Source organism: Micromonospora sp. NPDC048170, assembly GCF_040652795.1.
Classification (GTDB): Bacteria; Actinomycetota; Actinomycetes; order Mycobacteriales; family Micromonosporaceae; genus Micromonospora.
The window spans coordinates 161730-175985 of sequence record NZ_JBEZMR010000002.1; the positions used below are offsets into that span (position 1 = coordinate 161730).

A 14256-nucleotide genomic window follows, 5' to 3' on the forward strand; every position below is an offset into this window, starting at 1 on the left:
GACCGGCTCCGCCTCCCGGTCCGCCCGACCGCGAGGGCGGGTCCTGCCCCCGCCGGGTGGCCGGGGCCTCTAGGCTGTGTCGCCGTGAGCAAGCGTCGAAAGAGCCAGCGGGCCGCCGAAGCCACCCCCAAGCGGGAGAAGGTACGGGACATCTTCGTGCCCCGACCGTTCGAGGGGCTGACCGACGAGCCGGAGTGGATCGCCCTGCGGGAACTGGTGCCGGCCGCCTCGGCGCCGCTGCGGCTCGCCCCCGCACTGGTCGAGGAGTTCGGCGACCGGGAGGTCACCCTGGCCACCGTGCTGCCGATGGCCGCCCCGGCCATGACCAAACCGGACGGGCGGGTCCTCATCGGGCTCCAGCGTCACCTCCAGTCGGGCGACGTCTCCCGGGACCTGGCCGAGGCACTGCTCTGCGCGCTGCGGGCCGAGCCGGGCCGCCCGGTGCCCGTGCCGCCGCTGCCCGGCCCCGGCCCCCGGTTGCAGGACGTCCTGGTCGACGGCCCGCTGGAGATCAGCATGCACGACGGCTTCGAGTTCTGGCTCGACCCGGGGGCCGGCGACGACCCCAACGTGCAGGCGTCCCTGGAACGGGCGAACGCCGCGATCTACCCGACCGTACGGCTCGCCGCCGCCCGCGCCGCCTACTGGTGCCAGGTGCCGGAGAAGGCACACGTGCGTTGGGTGCTGCCCGACGACGAGGACGCCGCGCTGGACGCGCTCGCCCGGCTGAGCGTGGCCGGCACGCTGGTCCTCGACGAGAACACCCGGTTCGCGGGCATGTTCCGGGCCCACGGCCGGCTGGTGCCGGTGTGGGACCTGCCGGAGGACGTGCCGGCCGCCGACTGGGAGCAGCCGGTCGCCGACTTCGCCAAGCGGTACGCCGAGGCGCTCGCCGAGCCCGCCCCGCTGGACGCCGCCGGCCGGCGAGCCCGCCACGGACTGCTCGGCCGCCAGCTCACCCTGCGCTGAGCCGGACGCCCCGCTCGCCCTCCAGCCGCGCCCGCCTCGTCCGCCTCCGCCCGCTCCGCGCGGCCGGCTGCGATGTTGGGAAGGGTCCCTTCCTATACCGAATACGTCAGGAAGGGGCCCTTCCGTCCCCGCCGAGCGGTTGGCGGATCAGGGGGCAGGACATGCAGCGCGGCCCGCCCCGGCCCGAGCCCAGCTCCGAGCTGGCGATCGGGATCACCTCGATGCCGGCCCGCTCCAGTTGCGCGTTGGTCTCCGTGTTGCGCTCGTAGCCCACACAGAGCCGGGGTGCGAGGGCCAGCGTGTTGTTGCCGTCGTCCCACTGCTCGCGTTCCGCGGTGACCGGGTCCAGGCCGGTGTCGATCACCCGGAGCTGGTCGAGGTCCATCGCGTCGGCGGCGGCCCGCAGGAAGGGCGCCGGGCCGTCGACCCTCGGGTCCTCCCCGTCCCCGCCGGCGATGACCGTGTACGCCACCAGCGTGTGGGCGATGTTCGGGTACATCAGCACGGCGTCGACGTCCACCATCGTGCAGACGGTGTCCAGGTGCATGGTCGCCCGCTCCTGGGCGATGGGGACGACGAGGATGGTGTGCGCCAGCCCGGCGGCGAAGACCTGCCGGGCGAGACGTTCCGCGCCCGCCGGGGTGGTCCGCTCGCCCACCCCGACGGCCAGCACCCCTGGCGCGAGGAGCAGCACGTCGCCGCCCTCCAGGTGCTCCAGGCCGGGCTCGTAGAGCAGCTGGGTGCCGGCGAAGCGCGGGTGGTGCCGGTAGATGGCGTCGGTCAGCGTGGTCTCCCGCCGCCGCGCCGGCATCGCCAGGCTGGTCACCCCGACCCGGTCGCCGACCCAGAACGAGGAGTCCCGGGTGAACAGCAGGTTGGGCAGCGGGTCGATGACGAAGTCGTGCCGGTCCATCAGGGTGTAGACGAGGCCGCCGGGCCGTTCCCGGCTGACCCTGAGCTCCTCGTGGGCCAGCCCGGCGACGAGCACGTCGGCGAGCGCGACGGGGTCGAGGTACGCGAGGTGGTCGGCGACCCGGGCGCGCAGCGAGTCGCCGAGCCGGGGCGAGCGCAGCACCTTCTCGGTGAGCTCGGCCCGCGCGTCGGCGGCGGCGAGCGTCTCGGCGAGGAGGGTGGCGAGGTAGAGCACCTCGACCCCGCGCTCCCGCAGGGCGGCGGCGAAGGCGTCGTGCTCCTCCTGGGCGCGGCCGACCCAGGGGATGGCGTCGAAGAGGAGCGAGTCGTTGTTGCGAGGGGTGAGCCGCGCGAGCTCCGGGCCGGGGCGGTGCAGCAGCACCGTCCCGAGCCGACCGACTTCGCTGTCCACGTAGTGGGTCACCCTCGCAGCGTAGGGCAGGGTTTGGCGGCATCCGATAAAACAGGGGTGGATGAATATGGCATTCATCCACACTCACTCCGGCGTTCCAACTTGCCGACACGGGGGACTGGCAACGTAGGGTAGTGAGGACATAACTTCGAGGGACCTTTTGCCGGAGGTCGCGATGACTGTCTTTCCCGCTCGTCGAGCCGTACCGTCCGCCCGGGCACTGCCGCCCGCAGCGGTGCCGCACCCCCGCATGGAATCGCCGGGGGTGCTCACACCCGTCCGTCCGTCCCCGTTGGAGTGGGCCCGCCGCCGCAGGGCCGAACGGGGCGCCCGGCGGCTGGAGGCGGCCGGTGCACGGGCGCTCGGCCGGCTCGACCATCTCGGGCCCGCGTGGCACGTCATCGAGTGGCCCCGCACGGACGCCGCCGACCTCCTGCTCGACCACGAACGCGACGAACGCGCAGGCTTCCTCGCCATCGGGCCGAGCGGGCTCTTCGCGGTCACCATCGCCGACCACGGCCGGGCCCGGGTGCTGGTGGCCGGCGACGTGGTCCAGATCAACGGCAAGCGACCGCCCTACGTGGCCGAGGCCCGCCGCGACGCCAAGCGCGCCAGCAAGGCCCTGTCCGAGGCGGTGGGGCTGCCGATCCCGGTGTCGCCGGTGCTGACCTTCGTCGGCTCCGGCGTCATCAGCGTCTACGGCCTGCCGAAGGACTGCATGATGGCCACCCACCGCGAGCTGGACCGCCTGCTCGTGGCCGGGGGCAGCCGGATCAGTCCGGCCACCGCCGAGAAGCTCTCCCGGGTCGCGCAACACCCGGAGACCTGGCTGAACGGCGCGTACCGTCCAGCCGCCGACTACCGGTGGTACGAGGGCGGCCGAACGGCCGCTGACAAGCCGGCCAACCGCCGGTAACGTCACCGGCGACGCCACGCACCCGGGCGCCGGTCGGCGCCCGTCGGTCGCGCCGTCGCCGGCCGCCCGGTCAGGGCACTCCCTCACCCGCCGGCGGTCCGGTGCACCGCGCGGTCGGCGTCACCCACGACGACCGGCTAGCGTGGACGGACCGTCGGTGTACATAGGAGGCGCGGTGGCCCACGTCGAACTCTCGCTCTCTGACGTGTTCGTGCCGGCGGCGGGGACATCGACAGAGCAGGAGTCCGACAGCCTCGACAGCCTCGCCCGGTGGTCGTCGACGGTCTTCCACGCCGACGAGCCGTGCCTGCTGATCGACGCCGGGACGAGAGTCGTCGCCGTCTCCGCCACCGGGTGCGAGCTGCTCTGCCTGGGCGACCCGGAAGACGTGACCGGGCTGCCGCTGCTGGAGGGCGGGCTGCGGCTGCTCGACTTCACCGCCAACCGCTGCGAGCTGACCGAGCCCGAGATCGACAAGATCCCGCCGCTGTTGGCCCTCTCCTCGGGCCGCCTGGCCCGGGGGCTGCTCCGGGTCCAGGGCGCGTCGGCCGACGCGCCGGACTCGACCGTCGACGCGATATCCACCCCGGTGTTCACCGGCGCGACGGTCGTCGGTTCACTCACGTTCTTCTCCCCGGTCTGACCAGCGGCGGGATGTGGCGTTCGCCGCATGCGGCGAAGCTGGGGCAGGCCCACACCAAGGCCGTAAGGTGCCCTCATGCTCGATATCGCTCTGCTGCCGGGGCAGTACGCCGTGTGCCGCCTGGCCGCCGGCTCCGCCCTGCCGCCCGAGTTGTCGGGCGGGCTGGGCGACGGCGACGTGGTCACGGTGAGCTGGACGGCCGACGGGATCTCGTTGATCTGCCCCGCCGACCGGGCGCCCGAGCAGGCCGTCACCGAGACCGCCTGGCGATGTCTGCAGGTCGCCGGGCCGCTCGACCTGGCGGTCAGCGGCACCCTCGCCGCGCTGGTCGACCCGCTCGCCGCGGCCCGGGTCAGCGTGGTCGCCTTCTCCACGTACGACACGGACTACCTGCTGGTTCCCGCGGTGCGGCTCGGCGAGGCGACGGCCGCGCTGGAGCGCGCCGGCCATCGCGTCCTCGGCTGATCTTCACCCGGCAGCCCGTTCCTCCTAGGATGGGCTCGGCCTCCCGGCCACAGTGATACTTCCCGATGTATCGAGGATCGGCCGTGCCGCCCACCCCCTCGCGCCACGACACCCCCGCCCGACCGACCGGCCCCGCCGGCGGGCAGCCCGGAGCGGGTCCGTCGCGCGCCCGGACCGACCGGACGTCGAACCCGTCCCGGCCGGGCGATCCAGTCGGCCTCGCCGGCGTACGTCCGAAGGAGGGCGCAGCCAGCGGCACGGCACGCCCGGCACCGCCCTCGTACGCCCGCCGGCTCGCGGCGGGCGCGCTGCTGGCCGTGCTCCCCCTGGCCGGCTGCGGCACCCCACCGGAACTACGAGATCCCGCCCCGACCGCCGCCCCGACCCGTACCGCCGTCCCCGGCACGCCCAGCACCGCACCGACACCCCCACCCACCACCGGCCTGCCCGGCGCCGGGGCGACCACCCCCACGGCCGACCCCGGTCTCGTCGCGGTGCCGTGCCCCGACGGCCCCTCCGGGGCACGGATCGTCGACCTGGTGCGGGGCCGCGGCGGCGTGGTCCCGAACAGCGTCCGGGTCCGGGTGCGTACCGGGCCGCTCTGCGCTGGCGACTGGCACTACACGGTGCTCGACGTGACGGGGCACGAGGACCTCCAGGTGGTCACCCAGGGTCGGCCGGGGGCCCCGAGGCTGGTCACCGCCGGCACCGACGTCTGCACCGCCGAGGTCCGCGCCGCCGGGCCGCCCGGCATCCGGACGCGCGTCTGCGACGGCGGGTCGCTCGGCGTACCAGGTGCGTAGGCTGTCGCCATGCCGGGAACACCGCCGACGCGCTTCGTCTTCCTCGGACCGGAGGGCACCTTCGCCGAGCAGGCGTTGAACAGCATCCCCGCCGCCGAGCGGGGCAGCCGCACGCCGGCCCGCAGCGTGCCCGAGGCGCTGGAGAGCGTACGGGCCGGGGAGGCGGACGCGGCCCTGGTTCCGCTGGAGAACTCGATCGGCGGCGCGGTCGGGGTGACCCTCGACGAACTCGCCGAGGGCGAACTCCTGGTGATCACCCGCGAGGTGGTCCTGCCGGTCGAGTTCGTGCTCGCCGCGCGGCCCGGCACGACGCTGCCGCAGGTGCGTGCCGTCGCCGCCCACCCGCAGGCGTCCACCCAGTGCCGGGGCTGGTTGCGCGCACACCTGCCCGACGCGGTCGTGGTCGACGTGCTCTCCAACAGCGCCGCAGCCGCCGGAGCCGCCACCGGCGAGTACGACGCGGCGATCTGCGCCCCGATCGGTGCCGGCCGGCACCGGCTCGACGTGCTCGCCGACAAGATCGCCGACCACTCCGACGCGGTGACCCGCTTCGCGCTGGTGTCCCGCCCCGGGCCGCCCCCGCCGCCGACCGGCGACGACGTGACGTCGCTGGCGGTCTACATCGCGCACGACCGGGTGGGCGCGCTGCTGTCGGTGCTGATGGAGCTGGCCGTCCGTGGGGTCAACATGAGTCGCATCGAGTCCCGCCCGACGGGGGAGGCCCTCGGCCGGTACGTCTTCTTCCTCGACTGCACCGGGCACGTGGCGGACGTACGGCTCGGCGAGGCGTTGCAGGGGCTGCGCCGGGTCTGCGCCGACGTGCGTTTCCTGGGCTCGTACCCCCGGCACCGGTTTCCCGGGGCGGGCGACCGCCCGATCCCGGCCCCGCCCGGCCTCTCGGATGCCGACTACGCCGACGCCGCCGCCTGGCTGGCCCGCCTCCGCTCCGGCGACCTCACCTGACTGTGAGCCCGGAGACGGCACCGCCCCCGACCGCATTCGATCCGGCGGGGCCGGTCGGCGCGGGGCGGGGGCGGGGTGGTGCGGGTCAGCTGAGCAGGCCGCCGAGGAGGCCGCCCTGCTGCTCCTGGTTGCCGCTGCCCATGATGGGTGGCTCCTCGGAGGGCTGGACGACGACGAAGCCCTGGCCGGCGAAGCTCATCGTGAACGCCTCGCCGGTGCTGCGGCCGAGCAGCGTGCCGAGGCCGAACTGCTCGGCACGGTGGTAGCCGGTCTGGAGGTTGGCCGACCAGCAGACGGCCGCCTGCGGGTCGACGTAGGTGGGGGCGTCGACGCTGAGCACCACAGGGGTGCCCTTGGTGGTGATGGCGATCCGGCCATGACCGCTGAAGACGCAGTTGAACAGGCCGGACGACGACGCCATGCCGGCCCCGCCGACCATCCGGATGTCGTACTGGAGGGTGGAGTCGAAGGCCAGCACGCTGGAGCCGTTGATGGAGAGGGCGTCGCCCGGCTCCAGGTCGATGATGTGCACGTCCTTGGCGAAGTCGGCGAGGAAGACGTCACCCCGGCCGGAAACCTTCATCAGCGGTACGCCCTCGCCGGTCAGCTTCTGCTTGAGGAACTTGCCGAGCCCGCCGGAGCCGAGCGCCTGGAACTGCACCTGCCCCTGGTAGGCGACCATCGACCCGACCCGGGCCATCGCCTCGCCGTTGAGTTCGATCTTCAACATCTTGGAGTTCTGCAGCCGCATGCCGGGCTGCGCGGACTCCTTCTCCAGGTTCTCCGCCGAGAACAGCTCGCTGCGCATGGAAGTGCCTCCTGAGTTCGTGGTGCCTGGACCGACGGTAGGCGAACCTGGCAAGCACCCACCACTGGCCGACCGGCCGCCCTAACCCCAGCCCAGCTCGTGCAGACGGGCGTCGTCGATGCCGAAGTGGTGGGCGATCTCGTGCACCACCGTCACCGCGACCTCGTCGACGACGTCCTCGTCGTCGTCGCAGATGCGCAGGATGGGGTTGCGGTAGATCAGGATGCGGTCCGGCAGCACGCCGGCATAGTCCCAGCCCCGTTCGGTGAGGGCGTGCCCCTCGTAGAGGCCGAGCAGGTCCTCACCGGGGGGCGGGTCGTCCTCCACCAGGATCACGACGTTGCTCATCAGGGCGAGGAGTTCCTCGGGCACCTCGTCGAGCGCGTCGCCGACCAGCTCCTCGAAGCGCTCGCGACTCATCTCCACCGGCACCCGACCCATTCTGCCCGACGGCACGGCACACCCGCGTGGGTCGGGACCGCCGGGAGGCTGGGCGGCCCTCAGGAGGCAGGGCAGGCGGTCAGGAGGCGAGGCGGGCGGTCAGGCTGATCTGGGCGCCGGGGGCGAGCAGCCGGGAGATCGGGCAGTTCTCCTTGGCGGCCTCCGCGAGCTTGGTGAACTGCGCCTCGTCGATGCCGGGAACCTGGCCGACGGTCTCCAACTCGATCCGGGTCACCGTCATTCCGGCGTCGGTCTTGTCGAGGTGGACCTTGGCGGTGGTTTCCACGGAGGTGGGCGGCGAGCCGGCCTCGGCGAGCGCCTTGGAGAACGCCATCGAGAAGCAGCCGGCGTGGGCCGCGCCGATCAACTCCTCCGGGTTGGTGCCCTCACCCTCCTCGAAGCGGGACTTGAAGGAGTAGTTCCCCTCCAGCCCGCCCTTGCCGGTGCGGATGGTGCCGGCGCCCTCGGTGAGGTTGCCCTGCCACTGTGCGGAAGCGGTACGGATAGGCATGCACCCGACGCTAGCCCAACGGGCACCAACCTGCGACCGTTCACGCTCCGCGTCACCGGGTGCGTACTGTGTCATGATTCGAGCCAGGCCCGCGAACGCGGAAGGGTGGCCGATGTCCCAGGATTCCCCCATTCCCCGGCAGGAACACCGGTCCGACGGTGCGGCCGTCCTGGAGTGGGGCGCGACGGAGCCGGACGCGCCGGGCCGGTTCGGGCGCACGCTCTCCGGCCTCGGCCGGGACCGCCGGCTTCCCGTGCTGCTCGCCGCGCTCGGCGCGGTGGCCGCCCTCGCCTCGATGCTCGGCGAATGGCAGGTGATGACCCTCCCCAACGCCGGTCCGCAGGGCAACACGCCGCTGCGGGTGCCGGGCGGGGTGTCCGACATCGGCGGGTTCGGGGTCGGCTACCTGGTCGGGCTGTTCGCCCTGGTCTGCACGGTGGTGCTCGCGCTGCGCGGCACCCTCCCGGTGCGCCCGAACGCCCGGCTCGCCGGGCTGGCCCTGGCCGGGGCGATGCTGGCGCTGCTGGTCGCGACCGTCGCCTCGCTCGACGAGGCCGGCCAGCGGGTCTTCTACTACTCGACGGACGACGGGTTCCGGGTCGAGTACGGCCGGGGCCTGGTGACGGCGTTCCTGGCCTGTGCCCTCTTCGCGGCGGCGCTGAAGCTGGCCCCGACCGGTGCCCCGCCGCCCGGGGAGGATGCCGGTGGCGGCGAGGAGCCGGTCCGCCGGAGCCGTTGGCGCGGCCCCGGCCGGGACGACGGGGACGACGGCCTGCCCGCCCCGGCCGACCTCACCGTCGGGCCCGCGATCCCCTTCGCCCGGCCCGAGCCCCGGGACTGAGCCAGCGCGTCGTCGCCACCCGCCCGCCGGTCCTCACGTCGCCGCAGGGGACCCTGCGGGACGCCTGGACAAGAACCCCGCGGGTCGTCGTCCGTTGGCGAGGCATTCGCCGGAACGTCGTGGTCGGGCCCCGTTTCGCGAGGTACGTTTGCTGCCCGCCGTCCCTGAGCGTCGAGGCACGAGGGCCGCGACGGCTGGCTGCGACGGCGGCGGGCGAAGGAGGAACGATGACCCGCCCGGGCCTTCCCAAGCTGATCGCCACGGATCTCGACGGGACGCTCGTCCGCAGCGACGAGACCGTCTCCGCGTACACCCACGAGGTGCTCGACCGGGTGCGGGCCGCCGGCATCCCGGTGGTCGGCGCGACCGGTCGCGGGCCCCGGCTGGCCGAACTGACCCGCAACGACATCCGTGCCGCGGACTTCCTGGTGATGGCCGGCGGCGGCCGGGTGGTCGACCAGAGCGACCCGGCCGGCCCGGTGGTGCTGCGCGACGAGCGCCTCCCCGCCGAGGTGCTGGCCACGCTCCTGGCCGACCTGGAGGCGGCCGTCGGGCCGCTGACCGTGATGGTCGAGGCGTCGGACGAGCACGACGCCCCGCTCTGGGGCGACTACCACCCGAGCTGGCCCTACCAGGACGCGTTCGAGACGCGCAGCCGCACCGACTGCCTCTCCTGCGACGTGATCAAGGCGTTCGTCCGGACCGCCGACCACCACGTCGACGAGCTGCTCGCGGTCGCCCGGCAGGTCGTCCCGCCGGAGGTCGCCACGCTCACCCAGGCCGGGTTGGGCTTCGTCGAGATCTGCCCGCCGGGGGTGGACAAGTCCACGGGGCTGACCGTGGTGGCGCAGCGCCTCGGCGTCGACCCGGCCGAGGTGCTCGTCTTCGGCGACATGCCCAACGACCTGCCGATGTTCGAGTGGGCCGGCTGGGCCCGGATCGCGGTCTCCAACGCGCACCCGACGGTCCGCTCCCTCGCCGACGAGGTGACCCTGCGCAACGACGACGACGGAGTAGCGGTCTACCTCGATCGGCTACTGTCCCGCTGATGGGAGAGGCACCACGGCTGATCGCCACCGACATCGACGGCACCCTGCTCCGGGACGACCGCACGCTCAGTCCGCACACGGCCGACGTCCTGGCCCGGCTGTCCGCGCGGGGCACGCCGGTCGTGCTGGTCACCGGCCGCCCGATCCGCTGGCTGAAGATGGTGTACGAGCAGCTCGCCGAGCCGCTGCCGGCGATCTGCGCCAACGGCGCGGTGGTCTACGACCCGGTCGCCGACGAGGTGCTGCGGGCGGACCCGCTCGCCCCGCAACTGCTCGCCGAGGTGGCCCGCAGGCTGCGTGCCGAGGTGCCCGAGGTCAGCTTCGCGGTGGAGATCGTCGACAGCCGGCAGATGCGGCACGAGGCGCACTACCCGCTGCGCTGGGACGCCGACCACGGCGCGATCCGGGCGGTCGAGACCCCCGAGGAACTGCTGGCGGCGCCAGCGGTGAAGCTGCTGGCCCGGTCGGCCGAGCAGGATCCGGACGCGTTCGTCGCACTGGTGAGCGCAGCCCTGGAGGGGCTGGCGGAGGCCACCCACTCGTCGTACTCGGGGCTGGTGGAGATCTCCGCCGCCGGCGTGACCAAGGCGGCCGGGCTGGCGTGGTACTGCGCCCGGCTCGGCATCGACTCCCGGGACGTGCTCGCCTTCGGTGACATGCCCAACGACGTGCCGATGCTGACCTGGGCCGGGCGGGGGGTCGCGGTGTCGAACGCGCACCACGCCGTGCTGGCGATCGCCGACGAGGTCACGGCGGCGAACTCGGCGGACGGCGTGGCGGCGTACCTGGAGAAGGTCTTCGGGCTGGGGTGAGCGGCCGGCCGGGAAAGCCGGCCGGCCGCACCGTCAGAGGTACTGGCCGGTGCTGTGCCCCTCGCCGCCCTGCGGCTGGCCCGGCCCCGGCATTCCCGGCATCCCCGGCATCATGCCGCCGGGGCCGCTGGGCAGCGCCTGCCGGCCGGAGCGCATCTGCTCGAGCTGCACCCGGGCGGCCATCTGCTGGGCGACCAGGGCCGCCTGGATGCCGTGGAACAGGCCCTCCAGCCAGCCGACGAGCTGGGCGTGTGCGATGCGCAGCTCGCCCTCGCTGGGCGCCTTCTCCTCGGTGAAGGGCAGCGAGATCCGTTCCAGTTCCTCGCGCAGCTCGGGGGCGAGGCCGTCCTTCAGCTCGACGATCGACCGCTCGTGGATCTCCCGCATCCGGTGTCGGCTGGCGTCGTCGAGCGGGGCGGCCTTGACCTCTTCCAGCAGCTGCTTGATCATGCTGCCGATCCGCATCACCTTCGCCGGCTGCTCGACCAGTCGGGTCGGGTCCTCGCCGTGGGCCTCGTCGGTCTGCACGGTGCCGACGGGCCGCCCGTCCGGGCCGACCACCACCACCGTTCCGGAGTGACCGGTGCCATCCTGGCCCGGCTCGTCGTTCTGTCCAGTGGAGTGCGCTTCGGTCATGGGACCCATCTTTACCCAGCCGCGAGCGCCCGCGCGCCCGGGGAGCGATCCCCGGCCTCGGCGTCGGGCGTGATCCGCGCTACGGTCGCGCCATGCCCGCCGATCCCCGCGACGTGCTCAGCCGCCCCGCAGTGGCCCCGGACGTCACCGTCTCCTACGGCGACCACCCGGACCAGGTCGCCGACCTGCGCGTTCCCGCCGGTTCGGGCCCTGCCCGACGGCTGGTCGTGGTGGTGCACGGCGGCTTCTGGCGGGCCGAGTACGACCGGCGGCACACCGACCCGTTGGCCGTCGGGCTGGCCGCGCTAGGCCACCCGGTGGCGCAGGTGGAGTACCGCCGGACGGGGCAGCCGGGTGGCGGCTGGCCCGGGACGCTGACCGACGTGCTGGCCGGCGTGACGGAACTGCCCCGACTCGCGGCCGGGGCGCTGCCCGGGCGGGTCGCGGCCGGGCCGCCGCTGCTGGTGGGCCACTCGGCGGGGGGACACCTGGCGTTGTACGCGGCGGCGACCGCCACGGCCACCGTCGGCGGCGTACTGGCGCTGGCCCCGGTGTCGGACCTGGCGGAGGCGTACCGGCTGGATCTGGACGCGGGGGCGGTGGCCGCGCTGCTGGGGGGCGGCCCGGCGGAATTCCCCGATCGGTACGCCGCCGCCGATCCACGATCATTGGTGCCAGTCCCGACACGGACGGTAGTCGTCCACGGCGCGCTCGATCAACAGGTGCCGATCGCCATGAGCCGGGAGTTCGTTGCCGCCGGTCGCGCGGCGGGCGGCGACATCCGCCTTGTCGAGCTGCCGGAATGCGAGCATTACGGGCTCATCGATCCGGAGTCCGAAGTGTGGCCACACGTCACGGCTGCTTTCCGATCTTTCGAGGAAGATCGCTAGGCATTGACGCAGCGTCGCTGACCGGGTAGAACGCCGAGGGGGCGCGAACCGCCCCGCAACGTTCCCCGGAAGGAACTCGGTGTCGCAGATGAACCGCAGGCGGGCCCTCCAACTGCTGGCCGCTCTCGGTACGGCCGGAATGGTCGCCGGTTGCGGCACCGATGACGCCGAGGGCGAGTCGGCCAGCCCGGGAAGCCCGATCAAGATCGGCCTCGTCGCGCCCACCAGCGGCGGCCTCAAGGCGATCGGTGACGAGATCACCAACGGCTTCCAGCTCTTCCTCGAGCTCAACGAGAAGCTGCTGGGCGGGCACCCGACCACCCTGCTCACGGCCGACGAGGGCGAGAGCGTCAAGACCGGCAAGGCCGCCGTCGAGGGGCTGTTGAAGCAGGGCGTGCTCGCCCTCACCGGCGTGGTCGACTCGAACGTCATGTCCGGCATCCGGGACACCGTCGAGCAGGCCCGGGTGCCCCTGATCGGCTCCAACGCCTCGCCGTCCAGCCTCCAGAGCGTCGTCTACATCTGGCGGACGTCGTACGTGCTGGACGAGGCGGGCCGGGCGCTGGGCCGCTACCTGCGCGAGCAACTGGAACCGTCGGCGCGGCTGGCGATCATCGCGCCGGACGGCGGGGGCAGCCAGGACGTGGTGCGGGGATTCCGGCAGGAGTTCGGCGAGTCCGACCCACGGATCAGGGACGCGGCGATCTCGACCGGCGCCTTCACCAACCCGTCGAAGACCGCGTACCGGGCCGACATCCGCCGGGCGCTGGGCCGGGACCCGTCGGCGGTGTTCTGCTTCTACTCCGGGCCGGCGGCGGTCGAGTTCATCAAGCAGCTGCGCATCGAGGGGTTCACCGGCAAGGTCTACGCCCCCGGGTTCCTCACCGAGGGCGCCGTGCTGAGGAGCGTCAAGGACGAGGAGGCGCTGGGCATCCAGACGGCGCTCAACTACTCGGCCGACCTGAACAACACGGCCAACCGCCGGTTCGCCTCGGCGTACCGCAAGAAGCACGGCACCTCGCCCACCACGTACGCGATGGCCTCGTACGACGCCGCGCAGGTGCTCGACCAGGCGATCCGGATCGCCGGCGGGTCACCCAACCCGCAGCAGGTCAACCTGGCTCTCGGCCGGATCGGCCAGATCGACAGCCCGCGCGGGCTGTGGCAGTTCAACCAGCCGCGCACGCCCCAGCAGAAGTGGTACCTGCGCGAGGTCCAGCTCGACGGCCAGGTGCTGTCGAACGTCCTGGTGACCGAGCTGGCGACGCTCGGCTGAGCACCGGCACGACACGGAAGGGGTCGGCCTTCCCCGACGGGAGGCCGACCCCTTCGTCGTACGCTCAGGCGCGCAGCTCGGCGATGCAGCACTTCACGCTGCCGCCGCCCTTCTTCAGCTCGGCCAGTTCGACCTGGACCGGGTGGTAGCCGGCCGCCTTCAGCTTCCCGGCCAGCCGGATCGCCTCGCTGTTCAGCACCACGTTGAGCCCGTCGCTGACCAGGTTCAGGCCGAAGGCCAGGGCGTCCTCGGCGTCGGCGACCACCGCGTCGGGGAAGAGCTGGGCGAGCACCCGCTGGCTGGCGGCGGAGAAGGCGCCCGGGTAGTAGACGACGTTCCGGTCGTCGATCGAGGCGAGCGCGACGTCCAGGTGGTAGAAGCGCGGGTCGACCAGGCGCAGCGACACCACCGGCCGGCCGAGCGCCTCCTGGGCCTCGGCGTGCGCCGGCAGCTCGGTACGGAAGCCGTGCCCGGCGAGGATCAGCCCGCCGTGCGCCTCCGGCAGGTACGCGAAGTCGCCCTCGCCCTCGTTGGTCTCGATCGGCGCGATGAACCGCCAGCCCCGTGACTCGTAGAACGCCCGGTGCGCGGCGGCCTCGGCGGCCCGCTGCTCGTGCTTGAACTGCGCGCCGTACACCGTGCCGTCGACCACGAACGCCCCGTTGGCCGCGTAGACCATGTCGGGCAGTCCCCGCTCGGCGGTCAGCAGGTGCACCTCGTGGCCGAGGCCGGTGAGGGTCTCCCGCAGCCGGTCCCACTGCTTGACGGCAAGCTCCGAGTCGACCGGAGTGGTCACGTCCATCCACGGATTGATCGCGTACTCGACCGCGAAGTGCTCCGGCGAGCACATGAGATATGTCCGCTTTCGCGGGACCCGCTGCTGGTTCACGGTGACCAAGGGTAGGTACC

Annotated in this window: 17 protein-coding genes; 11 read left to right on the forward strand and 6 right to left on the reverse strand. The window is 73.2% G+C overall.

The genetic code is table 11. The annotated features are described in order from the left end of the window. Positions 1-84: 84 nt before the first annotated feature. Positions 85-969, forward strand: a complete 885-nt coding sequence (locus AB0D32_RS04265) for a DUF5926 family protein (protein ID WP_357084680.1) — start codon at positions 85-87, stop codon at positions 967-969. Between the two features lie 106 nt (positions 970-1075). Here the strand turns inward: AB0D32_RS04265 and AB0D32_RS04270 are convergent, their stop codons facing one another. Continuing rightward, positions 1076-2305, reverse strand: coding sequence for an arginine deiminase (locus AB0D32_RS04270; RefSeq protein WP_357084683.1), 1230 nt, complete (start codon positions 2303-2305; stop codon positions 1076-1078). A gap of 163 nt (positions 2306-2468) precedes the next feature. Here AB0D32_RS04270 and AB0D32_RS04275 point away from each other — a divergent pair, with 163 nt between their 5' ends. The 5 genes from AB0D32_RS04275 (at position 2469) to pheA (ending at position 6083) form a co-directional block, all read left to right on the forward strand. Beyond that, complete coding sequence (locus tag AB0D32_RS04275) at positions 2469-3209, forward strand: hypothetical protein (protein WP_357084686.1); 741 nt, start codon at positions 2469-2471, stop codon at positions 3207-3209. Between the two features lie 175 nt (positions 3210-3384). Continuing rightward, complete coding sequence (locus tag AB0D32_RS04280) at positions 3385-3852, forward strand: hypothetical protein (RefSeq protein WP_357084690.1); 468 nt, start codon at positions 3385-3387, stop codon at positions 3850-3852. 75 nt (positions 3853-3927) lie between these two features. Further along, positions 3928-4317, forward strand: coding sequence for an ACT domain-containing protein (locus AB0D32_RS04285; RefSeq protein WP_357084693.1), 390 nt, complete (start codon positions 3928-3930; stop codon positions 4315-4317). Between the two features lie 308 nt (positions 4318-4625). Next, entirely contained in the window at positions 4626-5120 is a 495-nt protein-coding gene (locus AB0D32_RS04290; protein ID WP_357085653.1) for a hypothetical protein, read from the forward strand. A gap of 9 nt (positions 5121-5129) precedes the next feature. Then, entirely contained in the window at positions 5130-6083 is a 954-nt protein-coding gene (gene pheA / locus AB0D32_RS04295; protein ID WP_357084696.1) for a prephenate dehydratase, read from the forward strand. An 85-nt stretch (positions 6084-6168) separates the two neighbouring features. Here pheA and AB0D32_RS04300 read toward each other — a convergent pair whose 3' ends face one another. The 3 genes from AB0D32_RS04300 to AB0D32_RS04310 form a co-directional block, all read right to left on the reverse strand. Then, positions 6169-6891, reverse strand: a complete 723-nt coding sequence (locus AB0D32_RS04300) for an AIM24 family protein (protein WP_357084699.1) — start codon at positions 6889-6891, stop codon at positions 6169-6171. 81 nt (positions 6892-6972) lie between these two features. Further along, on the reverse strand, positions 6973-7317 hold the full coding sequence (locus AB0D32_RS04305; RefSeq protein WP_172896728.1) for a metallopeptidase family protein: 345 nt from the start codon (positions 7315-7317) through the stop codon (positions 6973-6975). Positions 7318-7411: 94 nt separating this feature from the next. Then, positions 7412-7843: an OsmC family protein gene (locus AB0D32_RS04310; protein ID WP_357084702.1), complete on the reverse strand. Its 432-nt coding sequence runs from the start codon at positions 7841-7843 to the stop codon at positions 7412-7414. Between the two features lie 112 nt (positions 7844-7955). On the opposite strand from AB0D32_RS04310, the gene AB0D32_RS04315 reads away from it, so the two are divergent. The 3 genes from AB0D32_RS04315 to AB0D32_RS04325 all read left to right on the forward strand — a co-directional run bounded on the left by AB0D32_RS04315 (position 7956) and on the right by AB0D32_RS04325 (position 10545). After that, a complete protein-coding gene (locus tag AB0D32_RS04315; RefSeq protein WP_357084705.1) occupies positions 7956-8684 on the forward strand; it encodes a hypothetical protein in 729 nt (242 codons plus the stop codon). A 227-nt stretch (positions 8685-8911) separates the two neighbouring features. Further along, the gene (locus AB0D32_RS04320) at positions 8912-9733 is read left to right on the forward strand and encodes an HAD family hydrolase (protein ID WP_357084708.1); all 822 of its coding nucleotides are present in this window, start codon (positions 8912-8914) and stop codon (positions 9731-9733) included. Then, the gene (locus AB0D32_RS04325) at positions 9733-10545 is read left to right on the forward strand and encodes an HAD family hydrolase (protein WP_357084711.1); all 813 of its coding nucleotides are present in this window, start codon (positions 9733-9735) and stop codon (positions 10543-10545) included. Before AB0D32_RS04320 ends, AB0D32_RS04325 begins: the two co-directional genes overlap by 1 nt. 33 nt (positions 10546-10578) lie before the next feature. Here the strand turns inward: AB0D32_RS04325 and AB0D32_RS04330 are convergent, their stop codons facing one another. Continuing rightward, positions 10579-11190, reverse strand: coding sequence for a bacterial proteasome activator family protein (locus AB0D32_RS04330; protein ID WP_357084714.1), 612 nt, complete (start codon positions 11188-11190; stop codon positions 10579-10581). Positions 11191-11273: 83 nt separating this feature from the next. Here AB0D32_RS04330 and AB0D32_RS04335 point away from each other — a divergent pair, with 83 nt between their 5' ends. After that, positions 11274-12071: an alpha/beta hydrolase gene (locus AB0D32_RS04335; RefSeq protein WP_357084717.1), complete on the forward strand. Its 798-nt coding sequence runs from the start codon at positions 11274-11276 to the stop codon at positions 12069-12071. Between the two features lie 79 nt (positions 12072-12150). Further along, entirely contained in the window at positions 12151-13347 is a 1197-nt protein-coding gene (locus AB0D32_RS04340; RefSeq protein WP_357084720.1) for an ABC transporter substrate-binding protein, read from the forward strand. A gap of 64 nt (positions 13348-13411) precedes the next feature. Here the strand turns inward: AB0D32_RS04340 and ddaH are convergent, their stop codons facing one another. Further along, positions 13412-14245, reverse strand: coding sequence for a dimethylargininase (gene ddaH / locus AB0D32_RS04345; RefSeq protein WP_357084724.1), 834 nt, complete (start codon positions 14243-14245; stop codon positions 13412-13414). Between the last annotated feature and the right edge of the window lie 11 nt (positions 14246-14256).